Annotated in this window: 21 protein-coding genes; 12 read left to right on the top strand and 9 right to left on the bottom strand. The window is 70.5% G+C overall.

Features of this window, described 5'->3' with window-relative positions; genetic code table 11:
* Positions 1-61: 61 nt before the first annotated feature.
* On the top strand, positions 62-637 hold the full coding sequence (locus tag ACWEVS_RS17585) for a histidine phosphatase family protein (RefSeq protein WP_449924399.1): 576 nt from the start codon (positions 62-64) through the stop codon (positions 635-637).
* 16 nt (positions 638-653) lie between these two features.
* On the opposite strand, the gene ACWEVS_RS17580 is transcribed toward ACWEVS_RS17585, so the two are convergent.
* The gene (locus ACWEVS_RS17580) at positions 654-869 is read right to left on the bottom strand and encodes a hypothetical protein (protein WP_449924396.1); all 216 of its coding nucleotides are present in this window, start codon (positions 867-869) and stop codon (positions 654-656) included.
* Positions 870-1,235: 366 nt separating this feature from the next.
* The gene (locus tag ACWEVS_RS17575) at positions 1,236-1,583 is read right to left on the bottom strand and encodes a hypothetical protein (protein WP_449924394.1); all 348 of its coding nucleotides are present in this window, start codon (positions 1,581-1,583) and stop codon (positions 1,236-1,238) included.
* A 727-nt stretch (positions 1,584-2,310) separates the two neighbouring features.
* Between ACWEVS_RS17575 and ACWEVS_RS17570 the strand changes: the two genes are divergently transcribed.
* Together ACWEVS_RS17570 and ACWEVS_RS17565 are read left to right on the top strand one after the other, a co-directional pair.
* On the top strand, positions 2,311-3,285 hold the full coding sequence (locus ACWEVS_RS17570) for a GlxA family transcriptional regulator (RefSeq protein ID WP_452552324.1): 975 nt from the start codon (positions 2,311-2,313) through the stop codon (positions 3,283-3,285).
* A 2-nt stretch (positions 3,286-3,287) separates the two neighbouring features.
* On the top strand, positions 3,288-3,911 hold the full coding sequence (locus ACWEVS_RS17565) for a DJ-1/PfpI family protein (protein WP_452552322.1): 624 nt from the start codon (positions 3,288-3,290) through the stop codon (positions 3,909-3,911).
* Between the two features lie 249 nt (positions 3,912-4,160).
* Here the strand turns inward: ACWEVS_RS17565 and ACWEVS_RS17560 are convergent, their stop codons facing one another.
* From ACWEVS_RS17560 to ACWEVS_RS17550, 3 genes are all read right to left on the bottom strand, one after another.
* Entirely contained in the window at positions 4,161-5,357 is a 1,197-nt protein-coding gene (locus ACWEVS_RS17560; protein WP_452552320.1) for a cytochrome P450, read from the bottom strand.
* Positions 5,358-5,589: 232 nt separating this feature from the next.
* Entirely contained in the window at positions 5,590-6,189 is a 600-nt protein-coding gene (locus ACWEVS_RS17555; protein WP_452552318.1) for a DUF1707 domain-containing protein, read from the bottom strand.
* A 280-nt stretch (positions 6,190-6,469) separates the two neighbouring features.
* Positions 6,470-7,204 (bottom strand): PadR family transcriptional regulator, encoded by a 735-nt coding sequence (locus ACWEVS_RS17550; RefSeq protein ID WP_452552316.1) that lies wholly within the window; start codon positions 7,202-7,204, stop codon positions 6,470-6,472.
* 399 nt (positions 7,205-7,603) lie between these two features.
* On the opposite strand from ACWEVS_RS17550, the gene ACWEVS_RS17545 reads away from it, so the two are divergent.
* Positions 7,604-8,329: a metal-dependent hydrolase gene (locus ACWEVS_RS17545; RefSeq protein ID WP_452552314.1), complete on the top strand. Its 726-nt coding sequence runs from the start codon at positions 7,604-7,606 to the stop codon at positions 8,327-8,329.
* A gap of 146 nt (positions 8,330-8,475) precedes the next feature.
* Positions 8,476-11,253 carry an aconitate hydratase AcnA gene (gene acnA / locus ACWEVS_RS17540; RefSeq protein WP_452552369.1) on the top strand — a complete coding sequence of 926 codons (2,778 nt, stop codon included), beginning with the start codon at positions 8,476-8,478 and terminating at the stop codon, positions 11,251-11,253.
* 444 nt (positions 11,254-11,697) lie between these two features.
* Here the strand turns inward: acnA and ACWEVS_RS17535 are convergent, their stop codons facing one another.
* Positions 11,698-12,387 carry a neutral zinc metallopeptidase gene (locus ACWEVS_RS17535; RefSeq protein ID WP_452552312.1) on the bottom strand — a complete coding sequence of 230 codons (690 nt, stop codon included), beginning with the start codon at positions 12,385-12,387 and terminating at the stop codon, positions 11,698-11,700.
* A gap of 434 nt (positions 12,388-12,821) precedes the next feature.
* On the opposite strand from ACWEVS_RS17535, the gene ACWEVS_RS17530 reads away from it, so the two are divergent.
* From ACWEVS_RS17530 to ACWEVS_RS17510, 5 genes are all read left to right on the top strand, one after another.
* Positions 12,822-13,547: a TSUP family transporter gene (locus tag ACWEVS_RS17530; protein WP_452552310.1), complete on the top strand. Its 726-nt coding sequence runs from the start codon at positions 12,822-12,824 to the stop codon at positions 13,545-13,547.
* Between the two features lie 177 nt (positions 13,548-13,724).
* Entirely contained in the window at positions 13,725-14,852 is a 1,128-nt protein-coding gene (locus tag ACWEVS_RS17525) for a sugar ABC transporter substrate-binding protein (RefSeq protein WP_452552308.1), read from the top strand.
* Between the two features lie 71 nt (positions 14,853-14,923).
* On the top strand, positions 14,924-15,688 hold the full coding sequence (locus tag ACWEVS_RS17520) for an ATP-binding cassette domain-containing protein (RefSeq protein WP_354904420.1): 765 nt from the start codon (positions 14,924-14,926) through the stop codon (positions 15,686-15,688).
* A complete protein-coding gene (locus ACWEVS_RS17515) occupies positions 15,685-16,959 on the top strand; it encodes a sugar ABC transporter permease (RefSeq protein WP_452414199.1) in 1,275 nt (424 codons plus the stop codon). The genes ACWEVS_RS17520 and ACWEVS_RS17515 overlap by 4 nt, the downstream gene beginning before the upstream one ends.
* 35 nt (positions 16,960-16,994) lie before the next feature.
* Entirely contained in the window at positions 16,995-18,212 is a 1,218-nt protein-coding gene (locus ACWEVS_RS17510) for an ROK family transcriptional regulator (RefSeq protein WP_452552306.1), read from the top strand.
* Positions 18,213-18,331: 119 nt separating this feature from the next.
* Here the strand turns inward: ACWEVS_RS17510 and ACWEVS_RS17505 are convergent, their stop codons facing one another.
* Together ACWEVS_RS17505 and ACWEVS_RS17500 are read right to left on the bottom strand one after the other, a co-directional pair.
* Positions 18,332-19,102 carry a neutral zinc metallopeptidase gene (locus ACWEVS_RS17505; protein WP_354904413.1) on the bottom strand — a complete coding sequence of 257 codons (771 nt, stop codon included), beginning with the start codon at positions 19,100-19,102 and terminating at the stop codon, positions 18,332-18,334.
* 69 nt (positions 19,103-19,171) lie between these two features.
* Positions 19,172-19,951 (bottom strand): neutral zinc metallopeptidase, encoded by a 780-nt coding sequence (locus ACWEVS_RS17500; RefSeq protein WP_452552367.1) that lies wholly within the window; start codon positions 19,949-19,951, stop codon positions 19,172-19,174.
* Positions 19,952-20,132: 181 nt separating this feature from the next.
* Here ACWEVS_RS17500 and dxs point away from each other — a divergent pair, with 181 nt between their 5' ends.
* Entirely contained in the window at positions 20,133-22,022 is a 1,890-nt protein-coding gene (gene dxs / locus ACWEVS_RS17495) for a 1-deoxy-D-xylulose-5-phosphate synthase (RefSeq protein ID WP_449924354.1), read from the top strand.
* Here the strand turns inward: dxs and ACWEVS_RS17490 are convergent.
* Positions 21,964-22,605 (bottom strand): DedA family protein, encoded by a 642-nt coding sequence (locus ACWEVS_RS17490; protein ID WP_452552303.1) that lies wholly within the window; start codon positions 22,603-22,605, stop codon positions 21,964-21,966. The genes dxs and ACWEVS_RS17490 overlap by 59 nt on opposite strands.
* A 205-nt stretch (positions 22,606-22,810) precedes the next feature.
* Between ACWEVS_RS17490 and ACWEVS_RS17485 the strand changes: the two genes are divergently transcribed.
* Positions 22,811-24,280 carry an amino acid permease gene (locus ACWEVS_RS17485; protein WP_452552301.1) on the top strand — a complete coding sequence of 490 codons (1,470 nt, stop codon included), beginning with the start codon at positions 22,811-22,813 and terminating at the stop codon, positions 24,278-24,280.
* Positions 24,281-24,305 lie beyond the last annotated feature (25 nt).

The raw sequence follows: 24,305 nt of genomic DNA, 5'->3' as shown, positions 1-24,305 counted from the left end.
TCGCGGTGGTCGCGGGTGTTCTGCCTGCCCACCACACCGCCCTTGTGAAGGAGGACGCCCCATGCGTTGGCTGGACGTGCGCCGGCACAGCCTGACCAAGAAGGGCGCGATGCGTGGCCGGGGGTCCCATCTGTCGGCTGAAGGCATCGCCCTGGCCCGTTTCATCGGTTCCGGAGCCGGCCCGTACGAGCGCGTCGTCACCAGTTCGGTCCCTCGGGCGGTCGAGACCGCCGTCGCGATGGGGTTCGCCGTCGACGACACCATGGAGATGCCGTCGGGCTACGTATCCGGAGAGATCCCCCGGCATGCCCAGTGGAACTGGGCGCAGCCGTACAGGCGACTCGCGGACGTCATCCGGAAGGGTCATGCCGCGGCGGCGGTGGCCCAGACCCATCGCGCGATCTGGGCGGACACGGTGGCTGGTGTCCCCGAGGGCGGGTCGGCGCTGCTGATCGGGCACGGAGGGGCGATCGAGCTGGCGTTGGTGGCGTGTTTGCCGGATGCCTCGCACGACACATGGGGGACGCCGTTCGCCCACTGCGATGGCGTGCGCCTCGGCTTCACCGAAGGTCACTTCGTCGGCGTCGAGTTCCACCGGGCCCCGCAGAGCCTCTCCAGCCGAACTGAAGATCGCTGAAGTACGAGACTAGAGATCAACGAGGAGTCCAGACTCTCCCGGCGCCGCCCAGGCCGAGCGACCGGCGCTCCCTCGCCCGGCGGGCGGCGGCCTCACGCAGGTCCGTGCGCAGGTCCGGCAGGTGCCGGGCGACCTCGGCGCGCCCGGCGTCGGGCAGGATGATCACGAGGTCGGCCAGACCGCGGGTGTCGCGGGCGGTGATGTGGTCGCGGACCCGCGCCCAGGCGGTCACGAGGCGGCCTTTGCGGAAGTAGATCTGGTCGCCTCCCGCCCTGGGGGCTCGTCAATCGGTGCCCGCAGGGGCTGTGCTTTCGAATGTGGGCGCGTCGGTGCCGGGTTCAATACAAAGCACGCGGGTTCGTCGCGGCCCGACGAATCACTGGGACAATTCATCGGTCGTACCGCGACGAACCCGCGCCGCACTTCACGGGAATCGGATCGACCCGCCGTCATCGGAAAGCGTTGAATAATCGATCCGCGAAAAAACTCTGTCGTTCTGACGGTTCAATTTATTGAGCGGTGATAAACCCCTTGCGGTTCGCGTTCGGCTCGCGTGAGCGCGGGCCGGCGAAGCCGGCCCGCGCCATCAGGTCAGGACTCAGGTGTTCGCACCGTCCCAGTGCCTGTCGCGCTCGACCTCGGCCTCGTTGTTGTTGTTGTTGGTGTTCGTGTTGTTGGTGTTGACGTGGTTGTTGATGTTGATCCTGAGACGGCCGTGGCCGCCCCGGTTGTGGCAGCGACGGCCCCAGCCGCCGCCCCAGCCGCCCCAGCCCCTGAAGCCGCAGCGACGGAAGCCACCGCAGCCCCAGCCGCCCCAGCCCGTCGTGACGGCCGAAGCAGTGGTGGCGGCGGATGCCGCGGTGGTGGTGGCGCCGACGGCGACGAAGCCGCCGCTCACGGCGGTGGTGAGTGCGAGGCCTGCGATGACTCGCTTGAAGCTGGTCATTGGGTTTCCTCCTGAAAGGATTGACTGCCCGTGAATGACGAATTCAGGGTGGTTGAAATGTTCTCTATGGTCACGAGCGACCATCCCTGCATTCTCTTGATTGCCGGGCCGCATGCCAGACAAACGGGACATCACCCCATTTTGCTGTACATTAACGTTGCTATTGCTCTACTTAAAGATCTATCAGTCGATATAGCCCGATTTGGGCCGTTATAACGGGGGTGAATGGCCATTTTTCCCAAACCCCCGCTAATCGGTATAAATTCGGACATATCGCCCAGGCTGGCTGTGCGTGCACCCGCCGTTCGCCGCCCGGCACGGGCCCCGACCGTGCACGGCGACCCGTGTCCTGCGAGAAGCAGGCCCTCGAAGGGGCGGGTCCTGCCCTTCCGTACGGCACGCCCCCTGGACGCCGACCGGCCGTACGTCATCAGCGAGCACGCCGACCCGCAGGACGCGGTGCGCGAGAAGGCGTCCTGGCCGGGGCCGGATCGCCCGCCACTCCGACACCCAGGACACGGTGCTGTTCGCCACGGCCTTCAAGGGCCGTGACCCGGTGGCCGGGCAGCGGCACGAGCTCCGCCCGGCCGCCTTCGTCGGCCCAGGTGGCGGCGGGATGTTCAGGACCGCCGGCAGGGGCGGGTACGGGCACCTGACCACTCGCGGGCGGGCGTGGCAGGATATGCAATCTTCCTGTCATTGACGCCATCGTGTGACGCTGACCAGCATGAAAAGCATGCAGCGGCGCGTCGTGATCGTGGTCTTCGAGGGGTTCCAACTGCTCGACATGGCCGGTCCCGCCGACGTGTTCGCCCTGGCGGGCATGCTGGCCGGCGAAGGCGGTTACCAGGTGGAGGTGACCGCCGTCCGCGCCGGCGACGTGGCCGCCCTCAACGGGGTCGCGACGGTCGTGCGAGCCCCGCTGGCGGACGTCGGCGGGCCGGTCGACACGCTGGTGGTCGCCGGCGGGCTGACCACCTTGGACCTCCTGCCGGACCGGGAGCTGATCGACGGCATCACGCGCCTGGCCGGGATGTCGCGCAGGGTCACCTCGGTGTGCGGCGGCGCGCTGCTCCTGGCCGAGGCGGGCCTGCTGGACGGCAGGCGGGCGACCACCCACTGGCTGGCCGCCGACGCGCTGCGCGCCAGGTACCCGCTGGTCGAGGTGGACGCCGATCCGATCTACATCAAGGACGGCACCGTCTGGACCTCGGCGGGCGTGACGGCGGGCATCGACCTCGCGCTCGCGCTGGTGGCCGAGGATCACGGGCACGCCCTGGCCAGGGACGTGGCCTGCGGGCTGGTGGTCTACCTGCAACGGCCCGGCGGGCAGAGCCAGTTCAGCACGCCGATGAGCGCGCTGACTCCGCGCAGCGAGCCGTTGCGCGAGCTCCAGACGTACATCGACGCCAATCCCGCAGGCGACCTGAGCGTGCCCGCCCTGGCCCGCCACGCGGGGATGAGCGAGCGGCACTTCTCCCGCGTCTTCACCGCGCAGGCCGGCCTGACACCCGGCCGGTACGTCGAGCGCAGCAGGGCCGACGCCGCGCGGCGGCTGCTGGAGCTCACCGACCACCCGCTCGAGCGGGTGGCCAGGGAGGCGGGGCTGGGCACACCGGAGACCCTCCATCGCGTCTTCCACCGCCACTGGCGGATCTCACCCGGCGACTACCGTCGCCGCTTCCAGAAGAAGGAGCACTGACCATGCAGGTCGCCATCCCGCTCTACCGGCGCTTCACCGCGCTCGACGCCGTCGGCCCCTACACCGTGATGGCCTTCGCGCCCGGTTGCACCGTCACGTTCGTCGCCGCCGAGCCGGGCCCCGTCACCGACGACCGCGGCAGCCTCACTTTGCAGGCCACGGCGGGCTACGCCGACCTTCCCCGTCCCGACGTGGTCATCGTGCCCGGCGGCGCGGGGACCTTCGACGCGCTGCACGACCAGGCCCTCGTCGACTGGATCGCCGAAGCGCACGCCCACACCCGGTGGACGACGTCGGTCTGCAGCGGATCGCTCCTGCTGGGCGCCGCGGGGCTGCTGCGGGGCACGAAGGCCACCACGCACTGGGCCATCCTCGACATGCTGGCCCAGTACGGCGCCGAGCCGGTGAGCGAGCGGGTGGTCACGCAGGGCAAGATCGTGACGGCGGCGGGCGTGTCGGCCGGGATCGACATGGCGCTCACCCTGCTGGCCGGTGCCAGCGACGTGGAGACCGCGCAGGCCGTACAGCTGGCCATCGAGTACGACCCGCAGCCGCCTTTCAACGCGGGCTCGCCGAAGACCGCGCCCGAGGGACTGGTGCAGCGGACGCTGGCGCTGCTCACCTAGCGGCATCCTGTCCGCGGTCGGCCTTTTCTCGCAGGTCGGCCCGGCTCCCGGGCACTACCGGCCGCTGCTCGACCACCTGGCGCGCGCTCGACGCCCGCCCGGGGGAGCGGGTGCTCGAGTTCTCCACCGTCTCCGCACCTGGTTGGCGGTATCTCCGGGGTACGGCAGGCGGAGGACCCCGGGGGGGTACGGCGCGGCTGACGGCGTCCGCGGAGAGGGGATCGCCGCAGGCCCGCCGCGCCTGCCCCGTCAGGTCCCGCCGGTCTTGCGGACGGGCAGCCGCACGGGGCGGTGGACCAGGTTCCCCGTGGTCCACGGCAGGGTGTCGGCGGGTTCGGTGAGCGTCAGCCCCGGCAGCCGGTCGACCAGCACGCCCAGGATCTCCTGCAGCTCCATCCTGGCCAGGTTCGCGCCGAGGCAGAAGTGCGCGCCGCGGCCGAACGTGATGTGCTGCGGCCCCTTCCTGTCCAGGACCATGGTGCGCGGCTCGGGGAAGACGGACGGGTCGTTGTTCGCGCCGACGAAGGCGGCGATGATCCCTTCCCCCTTGCCGACCGTGCCCGAGGGCAGCTCGATGTCCTCGGTGGCCACTCTGATCATCGTGCCCTCGCCCGGCGTCTCCAGCCGCAGCAGCTCCTCGACGGCCGTGGGGATCAGCTCGGGCGCGGCGACGAGCCGCTCGTAGCTCTCCCGCGGATCGAGCAGCCTGAGCATCGACCTGGCCAGCACGGAGCCCGTCGTCTCGTGCCCGGCCAGGAAGAGCCCCACGGTCATCCGGACGAGCTCGTCCTGGCTCAGCCGGTCGCCTTCGTCCCTCGCCTCGATCATCGCCGCGAGCAGGCCGTCACCCGGGTCCTCGCGGTGGGCGGCGATGAGGTCGGCGGCGTAGGTGTAGAACTCGGTGGCCGCCGCGAGCTTCTCCTCCGAGGTGAGGCTCGACGTCGACAGCATCGCGTCCGACCAGCCGCGCACGCGCTCGGTGTCGATGCCCGCCACGCCCATCACGTCGCAGATCATCTGGACCGGCAGCGGGAAGGCCAGGTCGGCGACGAGGTCGAAGCCGGCGGGCAGCCGGTCGATCAGCTCGTGCGTGAGCGCGCGCAGCCGCGGCCGCCAGGTGGAGACCTGGCGCGGGGTGAAGGTGCCCGACAGCAGCCTGCGCAGCCTGGTGTGCTCGGGCGGGTCGGTGTTCATCAGGCTGCCGGGGGAGTCGGCGATGTTGTAGCCCTCGAACATCCGCGGCGCGCCGGGGTAGTGCAGGTTCCGGCTGAACCGGGGGTCGCTCAGCACCGCGACGACGTCGTCGTACCTGGTGGCCAGCGTGACCACGTCGCCGCTGGGCAGCCTGACCCGGCCGAGCGGATCGCTGTCGCGCCGTTGGGCGTAGCGCTCGTGCGGGCATCCACGGGGGCCGGTCAGGAAGGGAAAACTCTCGAGTTCGGCCATGGTTCGGACGGTACCCAGCGATCCGCGGGCTGCCTAGCCCTCAGTGCGGCCCCGCATCCCTCACCCCGGAGCCCGGGTCTGTGGCCGTGCCTCGTTCCGGTGTCATGGTCCTGCGGGGCTGCTGCGGCCGTCCCCCGGTCCGGTGTCGCGGGTCAGCGACTGGCCCTCGGCCGCGTGTCACCGGCCTGCGGGTCAGCGGCTGGCCCTGGGCCGCGTGTCACCGGCCTGCGGGTCAGCGGCCGAGGCGGGCCAGGTGCGACCGGCGGTGCGCGAACCCGAACACCATCGCGGCCACCCACACGAAGAACAGCACCTTCAGCACCGAGAACCCGCTCACCGCCAGGCCGATGACCAGCGCCACGAGCAGGACGGGGGCGAGCGGGCCCGGGCCCCGGTGGCGGCGCCCCAGGTGGGCGTGGCGCATCCGGTGCGCGTGCATGCGCCGCAGGTGCCGGGCCCTTCTCGACCCGCCCTGCCCGTACTCCTCGGCCCACCGGGCCGCTCCCGCCCAGGCGCCCTCCGGCCAGCCGCCCGGCCACGCGTCCTGCCCGCGCCGGGCTTCCGGCCACGGGGCCCGCTCCCGCCAGGCGTCCGGCCAGGCGCCCGGCCCGTGCCAGACGGCGGCGTCCCGCGTGGGAGAGTGGCGGCCGGGGCCCGGCAGGTCGGCGTGGACGCGGGCCAGGTCGCCGGCCGTACGGGCCGACAGCGCGAGGTCGAGCCGCTCGTCGAGCTCCTCGCGGGTCAGCCGGCCCTGCGCGAAGTGCTCGCGCAGCGCCGCCATCGTCTCGTCGCGCTCGGCGTCGCCGATGCGCAGTTGGTCGTCGGTGCTCATCGCGTGGCTCCTCTCGGGAGCCCCGTCCAGGGCTCCCGGCCTGCGCTCTGTCGTGATCGGGTCAGGGGCCGCGGCGCGCCGTGCGGCGACCGCGTGAGGGTCGGGTGCGCCATCGGGCGCCCACGGGGAAAGCGGGTGGGGTACGCCATCCGGGCACCCATGGGGAAGCGGGTCGGGTACACGATCCGGGCACCCATGGGGAAGCGGGTCGGGTACGTCATCCGGGCACTCTCGGGGAGGGCGGATGGCGTGCCGCGGGGGGTGCCGGGCATGCCGGGGGTCACTCCTCCTCGGGGTCGCCGTCGGCCAGGATCTGGTAGAGCTTGCGGCGCGTCTCGATGAGCGCCTTGCGGGCCTCGCGGACCTGCGCCTCGGTGCCGCTGTGCAGGATCTGCATCATCGCGAACGCCGACTGCTTGGCGATGTCCATCAGCTCGGCCGAGTTGTCGTCGATGTCGGGACGCATCTCGTCCCAGGGCGCCCGCACCTCGTCGGCGTGCTCGGTGATGTAGGCGCGGCCGGCCTCGGTGAGGCGGAAGGTCTTGCGGCCCTCGCTCTCCTCCGAGATGACCAGGCCCTCGTCGGTGAGCTGCTGCAACGCCGGGTAGACGGCGCCGGGGCTGGGCTTCCAGCCGCCCTCGCTGCGCTCGGCGATCTCCTGGATGATCTGGTAGCCGTTGCGCGGCTCCTCGGCGAGCAGCGCGAGGATCGCGGCGCGGACGTCGCCCCGCTTGGCCTTGCGTCCCCTGCCGCCGAACCCGTGGCGGCCGAAGGGCCCCCCGGGGCCGCCCCACGGGCCCCTGCCGAAGTCGAAGGGGAACGGCCCCGGCCGGCCCCTGCCGCGCTGCCTGTGATCGTGCGGGCCGCCCTCGGGCTGGGGGCCGCGCCTGTGGTGGTGATGCCCGCCGTGCTGCTGCCACGCCTCGGCCATCGTCCGGAACGCCTCGCGCGCGGCTCGCTTCATCTCCCTGGCGTCGGCCCACTGGCCGCCGCTCGCCGCCTGTGCGGAAGTCATGGTGTCTTCTCCTTGTTCACGATCGACCTTCGATCGTTCTCGATGCTTCGACGATATATCGGTAATGTGTCGATAGCAACCGATCTTTCGCGATCAACGTTGAGATGAGCGACAGAGTGAGCTAGATCACGAAAAAGTCGCGGAAATCGGGAACATGCATGGGGATGGAGGCCGTTAACTAGAGCAGACGAGGTCGTTCCGCGTCGGCAGGGCTGGGGGGTGCTGTCGCCGCGGTAACGGCCTCGTCTTCGTTTGCGGGCCCCTGTCGTCCGGGCCGCGGGCCCCGCGTTCCCTGAAACCGGGCGCCGCCCGCGTGCGGATGTCCGGCGGGCGTGGCGGAACGCCCATACGAGGGCTTGGCGCGCGCTTTGCCGTACGATGACGTAGCGTGATCTTGACATGATGGGGCACACGCACGCGATGTCGGGAGCCGCCGCCTGGCTGGGCCTCGCGCCCCCGCTGGCCATGCTCCCGCTGCTGAACGAGTCGAGCAGGTTCATCGAGACCGGCATCATGGCGGGCGCGCTGACCCCCGCCGAGATCATCGCGGGAGCGCTGGTGTGCGCGGGCGCGGCGATGCTGCCCGACCTCGACCACCCGAGCGCCACGATCGCGCAGACCTTCGGGCCCGTCACCTGGCTGCTCAGCAAGGGGGTCTCGTGGCTGGCGGGCGGGCACAGGGGGGCGACGCACTCCCTGGCCTTCGCGGTGGCGGCCGGGTTCGGGACGCACTGGCTGGCCGGCAGTTACCCGATCGGCAGGGACGTCGTGGTGGTGCTGCTCATCGGGCTGGCGTTACGCGCGATAGGCATCGGCATCCCCGGCAACAAGCTGGGTTCGGCGATGGTCAACATCGGCCTGACCGCCGGCCTGTACGTGGTCTTCAGGTCGCTGGAGGTGGGCTACGCCTGGCTGGGCCTGGCGGTCGCGCTCGGCTGTCTCATCCACGTGGTGGGCGACTGCATGACTGAACGCGGCTGCCCGGTGCTGTGGCCGATGGCCTACAAGTTCATGCTGCCTTGGAAGATCGGCATCAAGACCGGCAAGAAGTTCGAGCAGAAGATTCTCGCGCCGGTACTTTCTGTCGCGATTAGCGGCCTGCTGTACTGGAGACTTGCCTACTAGCCGGTAACTTGATGTCGAGATACTTACCGAGATATCTTGACGTCGAGAGACCTGCCGCCACCTGCGAGTTAGGGTGACCTAACGTCGTGACAGGTGCTGAAGTGCGGCAGGATCTGTGACGGAGAACTTGTCTAACGAGGAGGCGAATCACCGTGTCCGCGAACAGCTTCGGCAGCCGTGACACGCTACGCGTCGGCGACGCGTCTTACGAGATCTTCCGGCTGGATGCAGTCGAGGGCGCTGCCCGCCTCCCGTACAGCCTGAAGATCCTGCTGGAGAACCTCCTGCGCACCGAGGACGGCGCCAACATCACCGCCGACCACATCCGCGCGCTGGGCCAGTGGGACCCGAACGCCGCCCCTAGCGTCGAGATCCAGTTCACCCCCGCCCGCGTCATCATGCAGGACTTCACCGGTGTGCCGTGCGTGGTCGACCTGGCCACCATGCGCGAGGCCGTACGCGACCTCGGCGGCGACCCCGCCCGCATCAACCCGCTGGCGCCCGCCGAGATGGTCATCGACCACTCGGTCATCGTCGACTACTTCGGCCACCCCGACGCCTTCCAGCGCAACGTGGAGCGGGAGTACGAGCGCAACCGCGAGCGCTACCAGTTCCTGCGCTGGGGCCAGACGGCCTTCGACGAGTTCAAGGTGGTGCCGCCCGGCACCGGCATCGTCCACCAGGTCAACATCGAGCACCTGGCCCGCGTCGTCATGATCCGCGACGGCAAGGCCTACCCCGACACCTGCGTCGGCACCGACTCCCACACCACGATGGAGAACGGCATCGGCGTGCTCGGCTGGGGCGTCGGCGGCATCGAGGCCGAGGCCGCGATGCTCGGCCAGCCCATCTCGATGCTGATCCCGCGCGTGGTCGGCTTCAAGCTGACGGGCAAGCTCCCGGCCGGCGCGACCGCCACCGACCTGGTGCTGACCATCACCGAGATGCTGCGCAAGCACGGCGTGGTCGGCAAGTTCGTCGAGTTCTACGGCGAGGGCGTCTCCTCGGTGCCGCTGGCCAACCGGGCCACGATCGGCAACATGAGCCCCGAGTTCGGCTCCACCTGCGCGATCTTCCCGATCGACGGCCAGACCGTCGACTACCTGCGCCTGACCGGCCGCTCCGAGGAGCAGGTCGCGCTCGTCGAGGCGTACGCCAAGGAGCAGGGCCTCTGGCTCGACCCGTCGGCGCCCGAGCCGGTCTTCTCCGAGTACATCGAGCTCGACCTGGCCACCGTCGTCCCGTCGATCGCCGGCCCCAAGCGCCCGCAGGACCGCATCGCGCTCAACGACGCCAAGCGGGCCTGGCGCGCCGCCGTCAAGGACTACGCCGCCGAGGAGGACTTCGGGCCGGTCGACGAGGCCGGGGCCGAGTCCTTCCCCGCCTCCGACGCGCCCGCCGTCGGCCACGACGGCGACGGCGACCAGCCGCACACGCCCGCGCTCAACGGCGAGCGGCCGCACAAGAAGGTGCCCGTCACCCTGGCCGACGGCACCAGCTTCGAGATCGACCACGGCGTGGTCACCATCGCCGCGATCACCTCGTGCACCAACACCTCCAACCCCTACGTCATGCTGGGCGCCGCCCTGCTGGCGCGCAACGCGGTGGAGAAGGGCCTGACCCGCAAGCCATGGGTCAAGACGTCGCTGGCGCCCGGCTCCCAGGTCGTCACCGGCTACTTCGAGCGCTCGGGGCTCCAGCCGTACCTGGACAAGATCGGGTTCAACCTGGTCGGCTACGGCTGCACCACCTGCATCGGCAACTCGGGCCCGCTGCCCGAGGAGATCTCGGCCGCCATCCAGGAGAACGACCTGGCCGTCACCGCGGTCCTGTCCGGCAACCGCAACTTCGAGGGCCGCATCAACCCCGACGTGAAGATGAACTACCTGGCCTCGCCGCCGCTGGTGGTCGCCTACGCGCTGGCCGGCACGATGGACATCGACCTCGACACCGAGCCGCTCGGCGAGGGCGCCGACGGGCAGCCGGTGTTCCTCAAGGACATCTGGCCCTCGCCCGACGAGGTCGCCGAGGTCGTCAGCTCCTCCATCGGCCGCGAGATGTTCGAGCGCGACTACGCCGACGTCTTCAAGGGCGACGAGACCTGGCAGTCGCTGCCGATCCCGACCGGCGACACCTTCGAGTGGGACCCCGCCTCCACCTACGTGCGCAAGGCCCCCTACTTCGACGGCATGCCGGAGAAGCCGGAGCCCGTCACCGACATCGCCGGCGCCCGCGTCCTGGTCAAGGTCGGCGACTCCGTCACCACCGACCACATCTCGCCCGCCAGCTCCATCAAGGTCGGCACGCCCGCCGCGCAGTACCTCCAGGCCAACGGCGTCGAGGTCAAGGACTTCAACTCCTACGGCTCGCGGCGCGGCAACCACGAGGTGATGATCCGCGGCACGTTCGCCAACATCCGCCTGCGCAACCAGATCGCGCCGGGCACCGAAGGCGGCTACACCCGCGACTTCACCCAGCCCGACGGGCCCGTGTCGTTCATCTACGACGCCTCGGTCAACTACGCCGCGGCCGGCACGCCGCTGGTCGTCCTGGCGGGCAAGGAGTACGGCTCCGGCTCCTCGCGCGACTGGGCGGCCAAGGGCACGGCGCTGCTGGGCGTCAAGGCCGTCATCGCCGAGTCCTACGAGCGCATCCACCGCTCCAACCTGATCGGCATGGGTGTCCTGCCGCTGCAGTTCCCCGAGGGGCAGAGCGCCGCCTCGCTGGGGCTGACCGGTGAGGAGACCTTCGACATCACCGGCGTCGAGGAGCTCAACCAGGGCACCATCCCCGGCACCGTCCACGTGAAGGCGGGCGACGTCGAGTTCGACGCGGTCGTCCGCATCGACACGCCGGGCGAGGCCGACTACTACCGGCACGGCGGCATCATGCAGTACGTGCTGCGGTCGCTGCTGGCCAAGTAGTCCGCCTGCCAAGCAGGTACGAACGTCCCGCACCCGCGACCCGGCCATCCGCCGGGCCGCGGGCGGCGGGAGCCCGGCCACCGGCCGGGCGGGCGCGACCCTGAACGCGCCCATCTCGGGGGAACCACCCGACCTGACCGCCGCCCGCCGCACCACCCCGCGCCGGGCGGCGGCGCCGTTCCAGGGCCCCTTCGCCCGCGTCACGCCTGCTGTGGGGTGGTGTCGGTCCTTCCCGTACGGCAAGCCGTCCCCAGGCCACCGTGGTCACCGGCGCCCGCCCGTCCATCACGCATACTCCAGCGGGACTCCGGTCCCCGCCGCTACGCCGTACCCCAGCCCGCACACCGGATTCCACCTGCGGCCACCCCGGACGGATCCAGGCGGACGGGCGGCCTGGGGAACGCCCCTGAGCAGGCCGTCAGGTGGTGTTGAGGGGCGGGTGCCTCACGACACCTTCGACGCCGGTGCCGACCACGTGTCGCACGCCGACGGCGACACCGCCGCGTAGCCCCGCTTGAGCCACGACACACGGCTGGCCCCCGACCCGTGGCTGCGCCGCCCGTCCGGCTCGTCCCCACTGGCTTTGACCGCGTCGAGCAGCGCCGTCCAGTGCTCCGCCGAGCGGCCGAGCGAGCGCCAGACGCTGCCCGCGAAGACCCCGGCCAGGCAGTCGGCCTGCAACTCGTAGCGGCGGCCCAGCTCCGCCTGGTCGCCCGTACGGGCGCGCACCAGCTTCTCGTAGGCGGCCCTGATGCCCGCCTGCTGCTGCACGTGGTGACCGTACTCGTGCGCGGCGACCTTCAGCGGGTACAGGTCGGTGCGTCCCTCGATCCACTGTCCTTCGAGGGGGAAGACGAGGGTGGCCTGGCCGGTGCAGTAGAACGCCGCGGCCCCGCCCGGCCACCGCACACCGCAGATCCGCTCGGTGGGCGCGCCGACGTAGCGGACCTTCGGCTGCCGGAAGGGCAGCTTCGCCTTGGCGAAATGCGCTGACCATCCCCGGTTAAGGCAGGTCATGATCGCGCCCAGGTACTCCTTCGAGCGCGGAATCCCACCCGAGACGAGCGGCGGCTCCGGACAGGAGGCGACGGGCAGCCTGCCCGTCTTGTAGAGCGCCCCCGGCGTTCCCCGCACACCGGCTGCCCAGCCCGGCAGCATGCCAGAGGGCACTGACCCGGCGAAGGCCGGCCCAGGGGAGGCCAAGGCCGGGGAGGGCGGTCCGGGTGTGGATGTGGTGGGGGAGCGCATGTCAGAGGGCGTCAACCAGGCCAAGGACGGTCCAGGAGAGGGGTCAGCGGGAGAGGTCCGCCCAGGGGATGGCGAGGTGGCAGAGGGCCGTCCAGGAGAGAGCGAGGCGGGGGAGGGGCGGCTGGAGGAAGGGGAGGCAGGAGAGGGCAGCCCGGGGGCGGGCGACGCCGACGAGTGTGACGCGAAGGAGAGCGGCCCGCGGAAGAGCGGGTCAGTGGGGGACGCCTGGGCTGCGGGCGTGGTGGCCGGGAGAAGGACGAGCGCGGCGCACGTGGGGATGGAGAGAAGGGGGAGTCGCACGGTCCTGCAGCATAGAGCCCATGACTTCCGAGGCCTTGATCGTGTTATTGGCAGGTTCGGCGGTGCTGGTCGGCGCGATCGTCCAAGGCGGTGTCGGCTTCGGGCTCGGCCTGGTCGCCGCCCCGGTCGTGACGATGCTCGACCCCACTCTCATGCCCGGCGCCATCCAGGTGGTCAACGCCACCCTGCCGCTGTTCACGCTGGCCGCCGAGTGGCGCAGGATCGACTGGCGTGGTCTCGGGTTCGCCGTGGTCGGCCGGTTGCCGGGCAGCGCGGTCGGGGCTCTCGTCGTCGTCCATGTCTCCACTCAGACGCTCGGCGTTTTCGTCGGCGTCATGGTCCTGGTCGCCGTCGCGCTGACCGCCCGGGCCGTCGCCGTCCCCAGGAACGGGTGGACGACCACGACGGCGGGTTTCGCCTCCGGCATCACCGGTACCGCCACCGGCATCGGCGGTCCGCCGGTCGCGCTGGTCTACCAGAGCGCCAAGGGGCCGCAGATCCGTGCCACGCTGGCGGCCTTCTTCTTCCTCAGCGCCTCCCAGTCGCTGCTCATCCTCTGGTTCGTCGACCGCCTGCCCGCCAGGGCGCTGGCGACGGGAGGGCTGCTCGTGCCGTTCCTGATCGGGGGCTTCCTCGTTTCCGGGCCGCTGCGGCGCCATCTCGACGGCAAGGGGGTGAGGGGCGCGGTCCTCACGGTGGCCGTGTTCTCGGCGCTGGCGCTGATCACGCAGAGCGTGATCGGTTGAGCGGGGTGTTTCTGGATTGTTACCCGCCACAACAAACTCGGCCGGATGAGGGTCTTCCAAAGCAGGCCGCGGCGGAATACGTTGCCGCAGACAACATTCACCGCGTACGGCAAGGCGCCGCCGTACGACCGGTGGAACCCCCACCCCCCGTCCATCCCCCAGAAAGGACCTTGCACCATGCGCAAGGGGATCCTCAGCCTGACCGCCGTGGCAGCGGCGACGACCCTCGGTCTCACCGCGTGCGGGGGCGACAGCGGTGGCACCACCCAGGCCGGTACTGCCCAGCCCAGCGCGGCGCCCGCCTCCAGCGGGGCCGCCACGGGCAAGATCGGCGTCATCCTTCCCGACAGCAAGTCCTCGGCCAGGTGGGAGACCGCGGACCGCAAGTACCTCGAGGAGGCGTTCAAGGCCGCGGGCGTCGCCTACGACATCCAGAACGCCCAGGGCGACAAGAACGCCTTCCAGACCATCGCCGACCAGATGATCACCAACGGCGCGACCGTGCTGATGATCGTGAACCTGGACTCCGGCACCGGCAAGGCCGTGCTGAGCAAGGCCAAGTCGCAGGGCGTGGCCACGATCGACTACGACCGGCTCACGCTGGGCGGCGGCGCGGCCTACTACGTCAGCTTCGACAACACCAAGGTCGGCACCCTGCAGGGCGAGGGACTGGCCAGGTGCCTGGCCGACAAGAAGGCCGCCAAGCCCATCGTCGCCTATCTCAACGGCTCGCCGACCGACAACAACGCCACGCTGTTCAAGCAGGGCTACGACGGCGTGCTCAAGCCGAAGTTCGACTCCGGCGAGTTCGTGAAGGGCCCGGACGAGTCGGTTCCCGAGTGGGACAACGCCAAGGCCGGCACGATCTTCGAGCAGATGCTCACCGGCGAGTCGAAGATCGCCGGCGTGCTCGCGGCCAACGACGGCCTCGGCAACGCCGCCATCACCGTGCTGAAGAAGAACAACCTCAACGGCAAGGTGCCGGTCACCGGCCAGGACGCGACCGTCCAGGGCCTGCAGAACATCCTCGCCGGCGACCAGTGCATGACCGTCTACAAGGCGATCAAGAAGGAGGCCGACGCGGCCTCCGCGCTGGCGGTCGCGCTGGCCAAGGGCGAGAAGCCCGCGGCCACCGGCAGCGTCAAGGACACCGAGAGCGGCCAGGACGTGCCCGCCGTCCTGCTCGACCCCCAGGCGATCTTCTTCGACAGCGTCAAGGACGTCGTGGCCGACGGCTTCGTCGCCAAGGAAGAGCTGTGCACGGGCGAGTTCGCCGCCAAGTGCACCGAAGCCGGAATCCAGTAGGCCGGGAATCCCGTGATCGCGGCCGGGGGTACGGCTGGCGGCAGCCGTACCCCCGGTGGAGGACGCAGCATATGAACCCCGTTCTTGAAGTCCGAGGGATCGACAAGAGTTTCGGTCCCGTGCAGGTCCTGCACGACGTCGCCTTCTCCGCCTACGCGGGCGAGGTGACCGCGCTGGTCGGCGACAACGGCGCAGGAAAGTCCACCCTGGTCAAGTGCATCGGCGGCATCCACCCGATCGACGCCGGCGACTACTTCTTCGACGGCAGGCAGGTCCAGGTCAACGGGCCCCGCGACGCGGGCGAGCTGGGCATCGAGATCGTCTACCAGGACCTCGCGCTCTGCGACAACCTCGACATCGTCCAGAACATGTTCCTGGGCAGGGAACGCAGGAGCGGCCTGGTGCTCGACGAGGCCACGATGGAGGAGATGGCCCAGCAGACGCTCTCCGGCCTGTCGGTCAGGACCGTCAAGTCCATCAGGCAGAAGGTCTCCAGCCTGTCCGGCGGCCAGCGGCAGACCGTCGCCATCGCCAAGGCCGTGCTGTGGAACAGCAAGGTCGTCATCCTCGACGAGCCCACCGCCGCGCTCGGCGTCGCGCAGACCGGTCAGGTGCTCGAACTGGTCCGCAGGCTCGCCGACAAGGGCCTCGCGGTCGTGCTGATCTCGCACAACATGAACGACGTCTTCGCCGTCTCCGACCGGATCGCGGCCCTCTACCTCGGGCGGATGGCCGCCCAGGTCAAGACCTCCGACGTGACCCACGCGCAGGTCGTCGAACTGATCACCGCGGGGCGCAGCGGAGACCTGGGTCTCAGGAACGGGGTCTCGGCATGAGCGGCAGGATTCTCACCAGCGACCCCGCAGAGGACGGGGCGATCGTCACCGCGGCCCGCCGGCCCTCGGTCGGCAACAGCGCCCGCGCCTACCTGGAGCGGGTCCGCGGCGGCGACATGGGCGCGCTGCCCGCCGTGCTCGGCCTGGTCGTCCTGTGCACGGTGTTCGCCGTGCTCAAGCCGGTGTTCCTGACCCCGGTCAACTTCGCCAACCTCTTCCAGCAGGGCGGGCAGGTCACCGTCATCGCGATGGGGCTGGTCTTCGTCCTGCTGATCGGCGAGATCGACCTGTCGGCGGGTTTCGCCAGCGGCCTGTGCGCGGCCGTGCTGGCGGTCACGCTGACCGGCATGGGCCTGCCCTGGTACGTGTGCGTCCTGGCGGCCATCCTCACCGGCGTCGTCATCGGCCTCGTGCTCGGCGTGCTGGTGGCCAAGCTCGGCATCCCCTCCTTCATCGTCACGCTCGCTGGCTTCCTCGCCTTCCAGGGCGTCCTGCTGGCGATCCTCGAGGAGGGCACCAACATCTCCATCCGCGACGAGACCATCCTCGCCATCGCCAACAAGAACCTGCCCGCCGCGCTGGGCTGGGCGCTGTGGCTGGTCGGCGTCGGCGGCTACGCGGCCGTCCAGATCACCAGGTCGGTCAAGCGGAGCGGGCGCGGCCTGGTCGCCGATCCGTTCTCGCTGATCGCCGCGAGGGTCGGCACGCTGGCCGTGCTCACGGGTGTGGCCGTCTTCGTGCTCAACCTGGAGCGCAGCCGCAACCCCGCGGTGGCGTCGCTGAGCGGCGTGCCCGTCGTCGTCCCGATCGTGCTGGCCCTGCTGGTCGTCTGGACGTTCGTGCTCGGCAGGACCCGCTTCGGCCGCCACCTCTACGCGGTCGGCGGCAACGCCGAGGCTTCGCGCCGGGCGGGCATCAACGTCGACCGGATCAAGGTGAGCGCCTTCGTCATCTGCTCGGCGATCGCCGCCGTCGGCGGGATCATCGCCGCCTCGCGCGGCGCGTCCGTCGACCCGAACACCGGCGGCAGCCAGGTCCTGCTCTACGCCGTGGGCGCGGCCGTCATCGGCGGGACGAGCCTGTTCGGCGGCAAGGGCAGGGTGCTGGACGCCGTCCTCGGCGGAGCCGTCATCGCGGTCATCGACAACGGCATGGGCCTGCTGGGCTTCGCCTCCAGCGAGAAGTTCATGGTGACCGGATCGGTGCTGCTGCTGGCGGCGGGCGTGGACGCCCTCGCCCGTCGTAGGGCAGCGGCCGCTGGTCTAAGGTGATCAGCGAATTCGGCACTTCAAAGGATCCACGAACGATGCGAGCGGGCCCGTCCCAGGAGGAGATCAGGCGCCACAACCTGGGCGCGCTGCTTCGTCACGTCCATCTCGGCGGGCCCACCTCGCGGGCCGAGCTGACCTCCAGGATGGGCCTGAACCGCAGCACGATCATGGCCCTGACCTCCGACCTGACCGCGGCGGGCCTGGTGCGCGAGGAACTTCCGCGCGAGACCGGCCGCGCGGGGCGGCCCTCCCTGGTGGTGCGGCCGGAGTCGTCGCGGGTCTACGTCTTCGCCTTCGACCTGGGCCCCGACCGGCTGGTCGTGGCCCGCGTCGGCCTCGGCGGGGTGATCCTCGACCGGCGCGAGACGGTACGGCGGCGCGGCGCCTTCGACCTGGACGAGGTCGTCGGCGCGCTGTCCGGCTTCGCCAGGCAGATGCACCGCAGGACCCGCGCCGACACCGTCTGCGTGGGCGCGGCGGCCGCGGTCGCCGGCGGGGTGCGCCGGAGCGACGGCGTCCTCAAGTACGCGCCCAACCTGCTGGCCGAGGACGTGCCGTTCGGCGAGGCGCTGAGCCGGAAGCTGGCCCTCGGCCTGCCGGTCAGCGTGGGCAACGACGCCAACCTGGGGGCGCTGGCCGAGCACACCCGTGGCGTGGGCGCCGCCGTGCGGGACCTCATCTACCTGCACGGCGACGTCGGTGTGGGCGGCGGCGTCATCGCCGGCGGCCACCTGCTCGGCGGGCACGACGGCTTCGGCGGCGAGCTCGGCCACATGGTCGTCCACCCGGGTGGCCGCCTGTGCGGGTGCGGCTCCCACGGCTGCCTCGAGGCGGAGGTGGGGGAGCGGGCGCTGCTGGAGGCGGCGGGCCGGGCGCCGGCAGGGCGCGTCGAGGGGCCGCTGGGCCGCGACGCGGTCAGGGCCGTCGTCGACGCCGCCGACCGGGGCGACATCGTCGCGCAGGACGCGCTCAGCCGCGTGGGCGACTGGCTCGGCCTGGGCGTGGCCAACCTGGTCAACATCTTCAACCCGGAGATGGTCGTGTTCGGCGGGATGCTGCGCGAGATCTACCTCGGTGCGGCCGCCCAGGTGCGCAGCCGCCTGGCCGTCGACGCGCTGCCCGCCCACCGGGAGAAGCTGCGGCTGCGCACCTCGGCGCTGGGCGACGACGCCACGCTGGTCGGCGCGGCCGAGCTGGCCTTCGCGAACGTGCTGGCCGATCCGCTGGAGGCACTGGCCCGAGCGGGCGGCTGAGGCGAACCCGTGCCCGGCAGGCCGTCCTCGGCAAGGGCCCGCAAGACGACGGTGTCCGCGATCGGAGCGATCGCGGACACCGTGGGGTAGGTGGGGTAGTGGGGTAGCGGGATAGGACGTCAGGAGACGCGCGCCTTGGGGGCGCCGAAGGTGTTGCAGGCGTTCGGCGACTCGGCGTCGAAGCCGCGCTTGAGCCAGTAGGCGATGTTGGCGGGCTTGCCGTGGATGCCGTCGTCGAAGCCGGCCTGGGCGACCTTCAGGATGTACTTGAAGTCGAAGTCACGCCGGCCGAGCGAGTGCCACACGCTGCCGATGAAGGCGCCGGAGAAGCACTCGGCCTGCAGCTCGATCCTGCGGGCCTCGTCGTAGATGCGCTTCTTGCTCTTGCCCTTGACCCGGTCGACGACGTCGATCATTCCGGTCAGCTCCTGGATGTGGTGACCGTACTCGTGGGCCACGACCTCCATCAGGAACAGCTCGGTCGGCTCGGACAGGATGGCGGGGTCCAGCAGGACCGTCATCTTGCGCTCGGGCGGGCAGTAGAGCGCCTGCGCGCCCAGGGGGAACTTGCCGCACTTGCCCACCGGCTGGCCGGGCTTGCTCACGACGCCGAACTTCGGCTTGACGAAGGGGATCTTCGCCTTGGCCAGCTGGCGGCTCCACGAGTCGTTGAGACAGTCGAGCACGAACTCCAGGTAGACCTTGGCCCCGTCGAGCGAGTCACGCTGGACCGGCTGCTCCTCACACTCCTTGAGCTCCATCGCCCCGGTCTTGTAGACCCTGTTGTCGGTCAGGACCCGCGGGAAGCCGGTGGTTCCTGCGGCGGCCGTACCGGCGAACAACAGGCTCGCCAGAACGCCGGAAAGCACGGCGAATAAGGGGGAACGCATAGTCACAGGACTTTAGACCACACAACGGCCGCGCCGGAAGGCGCGGCCGTCGTGTCCGGAGATCATGAACTACGAGACGTACCTGGCGGGAGAGGTCCAGGTGTTGCACGCGGCGGGGGCCCCGTAGTCCCACCCGCGCTGCATCCAGCGGGCCTGGTTGGCGCTGGAGCCGTGGTCGTTCTGCGGCCAGATGGAGGCGCCCTTCTCACCGAACCAGTCGATGATCTGCTGGTAGTAGGCCTCGTCGACCGGCAGGGTGTCCTTCACCGACTTCATGAAGACCGCCGACATGCACTCGGCCTGCAGCTCGAGGCGGCGGGAGTAAGCGAGCTTGGCGGACTTGCTCGCGCGCCAGCTGGCCTGGGCGTACCAGGGCATGATGCCGGCGATCTGCTGCACGTGGTGGCCGTACTCGTGGGCCATCAGCCGGCCGATGCCGACCGGCGACGGGTTACGCAGCTCCGTCTTGGTGATCAGCATGTACATGGTCCTGTCGGCGGAGCAGTAGACGCCGGAGGCGCCCGTCAGCCACCTGCCACAGGCGGTGTTGCGCTTGGAGGTGATGATCCGCAACCTGGGCTTGGCGAACGGCAGCCTGGCCTGCTTGAACTCCGATGCCCACGCGCGGTTGAGACAATTGGTGAACGCCTGGAGGAAGTGCTTGTAGGCCGCCGTGCTGCCACGCTGGATCTCTCCCGGCGCGCAGTTGGAGCGGGCGAGCGTCCCGGTCTTGTAGAGCGGGCTGCTCGTCGCCGCGGCCTTCCCTCTCGGAGGCGCCGCCTGGGCGGCCGCGGCCTCCTGGGTGGTCGCGGTCGACGCCTCCGCGACGCCTGCCGTACCCACGCCCATCAGGGCAAGAACCAGCCCAGCCGACACAAGTGACGAGAGTTTCCTAAGGGGGACAGTGTTCATAGTGGGTCAACCCTAGGCCAAGATCGGACAAATCAGGGTGCATTTGACTCCATGGAGTCATCTTCTGCTTCACGAACTAGACTTCGATCCGTTGGCGAGTGGATGAGGGGATGATTCCGTGAGCGGGCTGCTGGCCTCGATCAAGGGACCGCACGACGTCAAACGGCTTGCGGTGGAGGAGTTGCCGCGGCTCGCCCAGGAGGTTCGCGACCTCCTCGTCGAGTCCTGCGCGAGGAACGGCGGGCACCTCGGCCCCAACCTGGGCGTCGTCGAGTTGACCATCGCGCTCCACCGGGTGTTCGACTCGCCGAGTGATCCGATCATCTGGGACACCGGCCACCAGTCCTACGTGCACAAGATGCTCACCGGCCGGGCGGGCGGCTTCGACGCGCTCAAGCAGGAGGGCGGGCTGTCCGGCTACCCGAGCCAGGCCGAGTCCCCGCACGACTTCGTGGAGAACTCCCACGCCTCGACCGCGCTGTCCTACGCCGACGGCCTGGCCAAGGCGTTCAAGCTGCGCGGCGAGCGCGAGCGGGTGGCGGTCGCGGTCATCGGCGACGGCGCGCTGACCGGCGGCATGGCATGGGAGGCGCTCAACAACATCGCGGCCGTCAAGGACCTGCCGTGCGTGATCGTGGTCAACGACAACGGGCGCTCCTACTCGCCGACCATCGGCGGCCTGGCCACGCACCTGGCCAAGCTCAGGGTCGACCGCCGCTACGAGGACCTGCTCGAGTTCGTCAAGAACAAGATCGGCAACGTGCCCGTCGTCTACGACGCCCTCCACGGCATCAAGAAGGGCGTCAAGGACGTCCTGGCGCCGCAGGTGATGTTCGAGGACCTCGGCCTGAAGTACGTCGGGCCCATCGACGGCCATGACGAGCAGGCCGTGGAGGAGGCCCTGCGCAAGGCGCGCGGCTTCGGCGGCCCCGTCATCGTCCACGTCCTCACCCAGAAGGGCCGCGGCTACGCGCCCGCCGAGAACCACGACGAGGACCAGTTCCACTCGCCCGGCGCCTTCGACAGGGACACCGGCGTGGAGAAGCCCAAGGGCCGCATCTGGACCAACGTGTTCAGCGAGGAGCTGGTCGAGCTCGGCAAGGAGCGCGACGACCTGGTCGCCATCACCGCGGCCATGCTGCACCCGACCGGGCTCAACGCCTTCGCCGACGCCTTCCCCGACCGCACCTACGACGTCGGCATCGCCGAGCAGCACGCGCTGACCAGCGCGGCCGGGCTCGCGCTCGGCGGGCTGCACCCCGTCGTCGCCGTCTACGCCACCTTCCTCAACCGGGCCTTCGACCAGCTGCTGATGGACGTCGCCCTGCACAAGCTGCCCGTCACCGTCGTCCTCGACCGGGCGGGCGTCACCGGTGACGACGGCGCCAGCCACAACGGCATGTGGGACCTGTCGATCCTGCAGGTCGTGCCCGAACTGCGGATCGCGGTGCCGCGCGACGGCGAGCGGCTGACCGAGCTGCTGCGCGAGGCCGTCGCCGTCGACGACGCGCCGACCGTGCTGCGCTTCCCCAAGGGGCCCGTCGCCGAGACCGTCGAGGCGATCGGCAAGCTCGGCGAGATGGACGTGCTGCGCGCGGGCGAGCCCGACGTGCTCCTGGTCGCCGTCGGCCCCATGGCCCACGCCGCGCTGGAGGCCGCCGTGCTCCTCGACGCGCAGGGCATCTCCGCCACCGTCGTCGACCCGCGCTGGGTCAAGCCGCTCGACGAGGCGCTGGTGCTGGCCGCCGCCGCGCACAAGCTCGTGGCGGTCGTCGAGGACAACGGCAGGGTCGGCGGCGTCGGCGACGCGGTCGCCCGGCTGCTGCGCGACAACGACGTCGACGTGCCGGTGCGCACGTTCGGCATCCCGCAGCGCTTCCTCGACCACGCCAAGCGGCCCAAGATCCTCGGCTACGCGGGCCTGACCGGCCAGGACCTCGCCCGCGACATCACCGAGGCGGTCGCGAAGCGCGGCTCGGCTCTGGAGCGGCAGCCCGCCCAGCAGTGACCGCCCGGCGCACCACGGCGGACAGCGTCACGATGACGAGCGCCGCCACGGCCGCCACCGGCAGCAGCAGTTCGGCGTGCTCGCGGACGACCCCGCCCGCGAGCGCGCCGACCGTCACGTAGGCGCTCACCCACGCGGTGCCGCCGATCAGCGCCCACGGCATGAACCTCCGGTACGGCACGCCGAGCGCCCCGGCCACCGCAGGGGTGAGCGCGTGCACCACCGGCAGGAAGTAGGCCAGGGCCAGCGCCCACCCGCTGCGCTCGAACAGCTCCTCGGCGCGCTGCCAGCGTTCCTCGCCCACCCGGCGGCCCAGGCGACCGTGGCGCAGGCGGTGACCGAACGTCCTGCCCGTCCAGTGGCCGCCGGAGGCGCCCGTCACGCAGGCCAGCACGCCGGCCGCGACGAGTGCGGCGGCCTCGGCCGGTGTGTCGGCGGTCGTGCCCGCGACGATGAGCAGCGCGTCGCCGGGGACGACGAGGCCGACGCCGACGGAGGCGTCCAGGGTGAGGAAGGTCAGCATGAGGGGCCACACCAGGAGCAGATCCTGGGCGGCGAGCGCGTCGAGCAGGTCCCCGAACATGCCCCCAGCCTGGCGGCGGGCCGGCCGGCACCCATCGGGGCCCGACCCCGGGCCGACCCGGAGGTCGTCCGGCCACTCGGAGGAGGGGCCGCCGCCCTTCCGGCCGGGCCCCGTCGGGCCCCGCTCATCGGGGAAAACGACCGTGGCGCGGGACCGGGGTCGCTGACCTGCGAATGGTCACCGGTCGTGTGGGAAAACTCACAAAATGGAGATCTTCCGCACCAAGAGTGTCGAACAGTCGATCAGAGACACCGAGGAACCCGAGCACCAGCTCAAGAAGCGTTTGTCGGCCGTCGATCTGACCGTCTTCGGCATCGGAGTGATCGTCGGCACCGGCATCTTCGTGCTGACCGGACAGGTGGCGAGGGACACGGCAGGCCCGGCCGTCGCACTGTCGTTCGTGGTCGCGGGCGTCGTGTGCGCCTTGGCCGCACTGTGCTACGCCGAGTTCGCCTCGACGATCCCCGTCGCGGGCTCGGCCTACACCTTCTCCTTCGCCACGCTGGGCGAGTTCCCCGCCTGGATCATCGGCTGGGACCTGATGCTCGAGATGGCGCTGGCCGGGGCGGTGGTGGCGGTCGGCTGGTCAGGCTACTTCACCTCGCTGCTGAACACCGTCGGCGTGCATCTCCCCACGCTCACGGTGTTCGGCCTCGAGGTCAACTATCCGGCCATGGCGATCGTCGCGCTCCTGACCGTGATCCTGGTGCTGGGCATCAAGCTGTCGTCCCGGGTGAACCTCGTGATCGTGATCATCAAGGTGGCGGTCATCCTGCTGGTGATCGTCGCCGGCCTGTTCTACGTCACCGCCCAGAACTACACGCCGTTCATCCCGGCCCCCAAGTCCAGCCCGGCCGTCCAGGGGCTCGGCGCGCCGCTGATCCAGGTGCTGTTCGGCATCACGCCCGTCGCCTACGGCGTGATCGGCATCTTCTCCGCCGCCGCGATCGTCTTCTTCGCCTTCATCGGCTTCGACATCGTGGCCACGGCCGCGGAGGAGACCGTCAACCCGCAGCGCGACCTGCCGCGCGGCATCATCGGCTCGCTGGCCATCTGCACCTTCCTCTACGTCGCCGTCTCCCTCGTCGTGGTCGGCATGCAGCCCTACAGCCGGCTCAGCGTGGACGCCCCGCTGGCCGACGCCTTCCGCGCGGTCGGCCAGCCGTGGATCGCCGGCCTGATCAGCATCGGCGCCATCGCGGGCCTCACCACCGTGGTCATGATCCTCATGCTCGGCCAGACCCGGGTGCTGTTCGCCATGTGCCGCGACGGGCTGCTGCCGCGCGTGCTGTCGAAGGTCCACCCGAAGTACGGCACGCCCGCGCGCATCACCGTCATCGTCGGCTTCGTCACCATGGTGCTGGCGGGACTGATCTCGCTGAGCGCGCTGGCCGAACTGGTCAACATCGGCACCCTGTTCGCCTTCGTCGTGGTGTCGGTGGGAGTGATCATCCTGCGGCGGACCCGGCCGGACCTGCACCGTGCCTTCCGCGCGCCGATGGTGCCGCTGCTGCCGATCCTGTCGGTGCTGGCCTGCTTCTACCTGATGCTGAACCTGCCGGTGGAGACGTGGCTGCGGTTCTTCGCCTGGCTGATCATCGGTGCGGTGATCTACTTCCTGTACAGCTACCGCCACAGCATGGCCGCCCGCTCCCGCAGCGGCGCACCCCGGTAACCCCCGGGACGGCCGGGCGCGCGTC

Source organism: Nonomuraea sp. NPDC003754, assembly GCF_053605785.1.
The sequence above is the reverse complement of the archived record's forward strand: the minus strand, read 5'-3'. Positions and strand labels throughout refer to the sequence as shown.

Excerpts from the sequence above, each read along its gene's own strand:
- ACWEVS_RS17530 (WP_452552310.1), top strand. The coding sequence starts at position 12,822 with ATGACTTCCGAGGCCTTGATCGTGTTATTGGCAGGTTCGGCGGTGCTG.
- ACWEVS_RS17585 (WP_449924399.1), top strand. The coding sequence starts at position 62 with ATGCGTTGGCTGGACGTGCGCCGGCACAGCCTGACCAAGAAGGGCGCG.
- ACWEVS_RS17560 (WP_452552320.1), bottom strand. The coding sequence starts at position 5,357 with ATGGCCGAACTCGAGAGTTTTCCCTTCCTGACCGGCCCCCGTGGATGC.
- ACWEVS_RS17485 (WP_452552301.1), top strand. The coding sequence starts at position 22,811 with ATGGAGATCTTCCGCACCAAGAGTGTCGAACAGTCGATCAGAGACACC.
- ACWEVS_RS17570 (WP_452552324.1), top strand. The coding sequence starts at position 2,311 with ATGAAAAGCATGCAGCGGCGCGTCGTGATCGTGGTCTTCGAGGGGTTC.
- ACWEVS_RS17515 (WP_452414199.1), top strand. The coding sequence starts at position 15,685 with ATGAGCGGCAGGATTCTCACCAGCGACCCCGCAGAGGACGGGGCGATC.
- ACWEVS_RS17510 (WP_452552306.1), top strand. The coding sequence starts at position 16,995 with ATGCGAGCGGGCCCGTCCCAGGAGGAGATCAGGCGCCACAACCTGGGC.
- ACWEVS_RS17520 (WP_354904420.1), top strand. The coding sequence starts at position 14,924 with ATGAACCCCGTTCTTGAAGTCCGAGGGATCGACAAGAGTTTCGGTCCC.
- ACWEVS_RS17500 (WP_452552367.1), bottom strand. The coding sequence starts at position 19,951 with ATGGGCGTGGGTACGGCAGGCGTCGCGGAGGCGTCGACCGCGACCACC.
- ACWEVS_RS17575 (WP_449924394.1), bottom strand. The coding sequence starts at position 1,583 with ATGACCAGCTTCAAGCGAGTCATCGCAGGCCTCGCACTCACCACCGCC.
- ACWEVS_RS17565 (WP_452552322.1), top strand. The coding sequence starts at position 3,288 with ATGCAGGTCGCCATCCCGCTCTACCGGCGCTTCACCGCGCTCGACGCC.
- ACWEVS_RS17545 (WP_452552314.1), top strand. The coding sequence starts at position 7,604 with ATGATGGGGCACACGCACGCGATGTCGGGAGCCGCCGCCTGGCTGGGC.
- ACWEVS_RS17550 (WP_452552316.1), bottom strand. The coding sequence starts at position 7,204 with ATGACTTCCGCACAGGCGGCGAGCGGCGGCCAGTGGGCCGACGCCAGG.
- ACWEVS_RS17505 (WP_354904413.1), bottom strand. The coding sequence starts at position 19,102 with ATGCGTTCCCCCTTATTCGCCGTGCTTTCCGGCGTTCTGGCGAGCCTG.
- ACWEVS_RS17525 (WP_452552308.1), top strand. The coding sequence starts at position 13,725 with ATGCGCAAGGGGATCCTCAGCCTGACCGCCGTGGCAGCGGCGACGACC.
- ACWEVS_RS17555 (WP_452552318.1), bottom strand. The coding sequence starts at position 6,189 with ATGAGCACCGACGACCAACTGCGCATCGGCGACGCCGAGCGCGACGAG.
- ACWEVS_RS17490 (WP_452552303.1), bottom strand. The coding sequence starts at position 22,605 with ATGTTCGGGGACCTGCTCGACGCGCTCGCCGCCCAGGATCTGCTCCTG.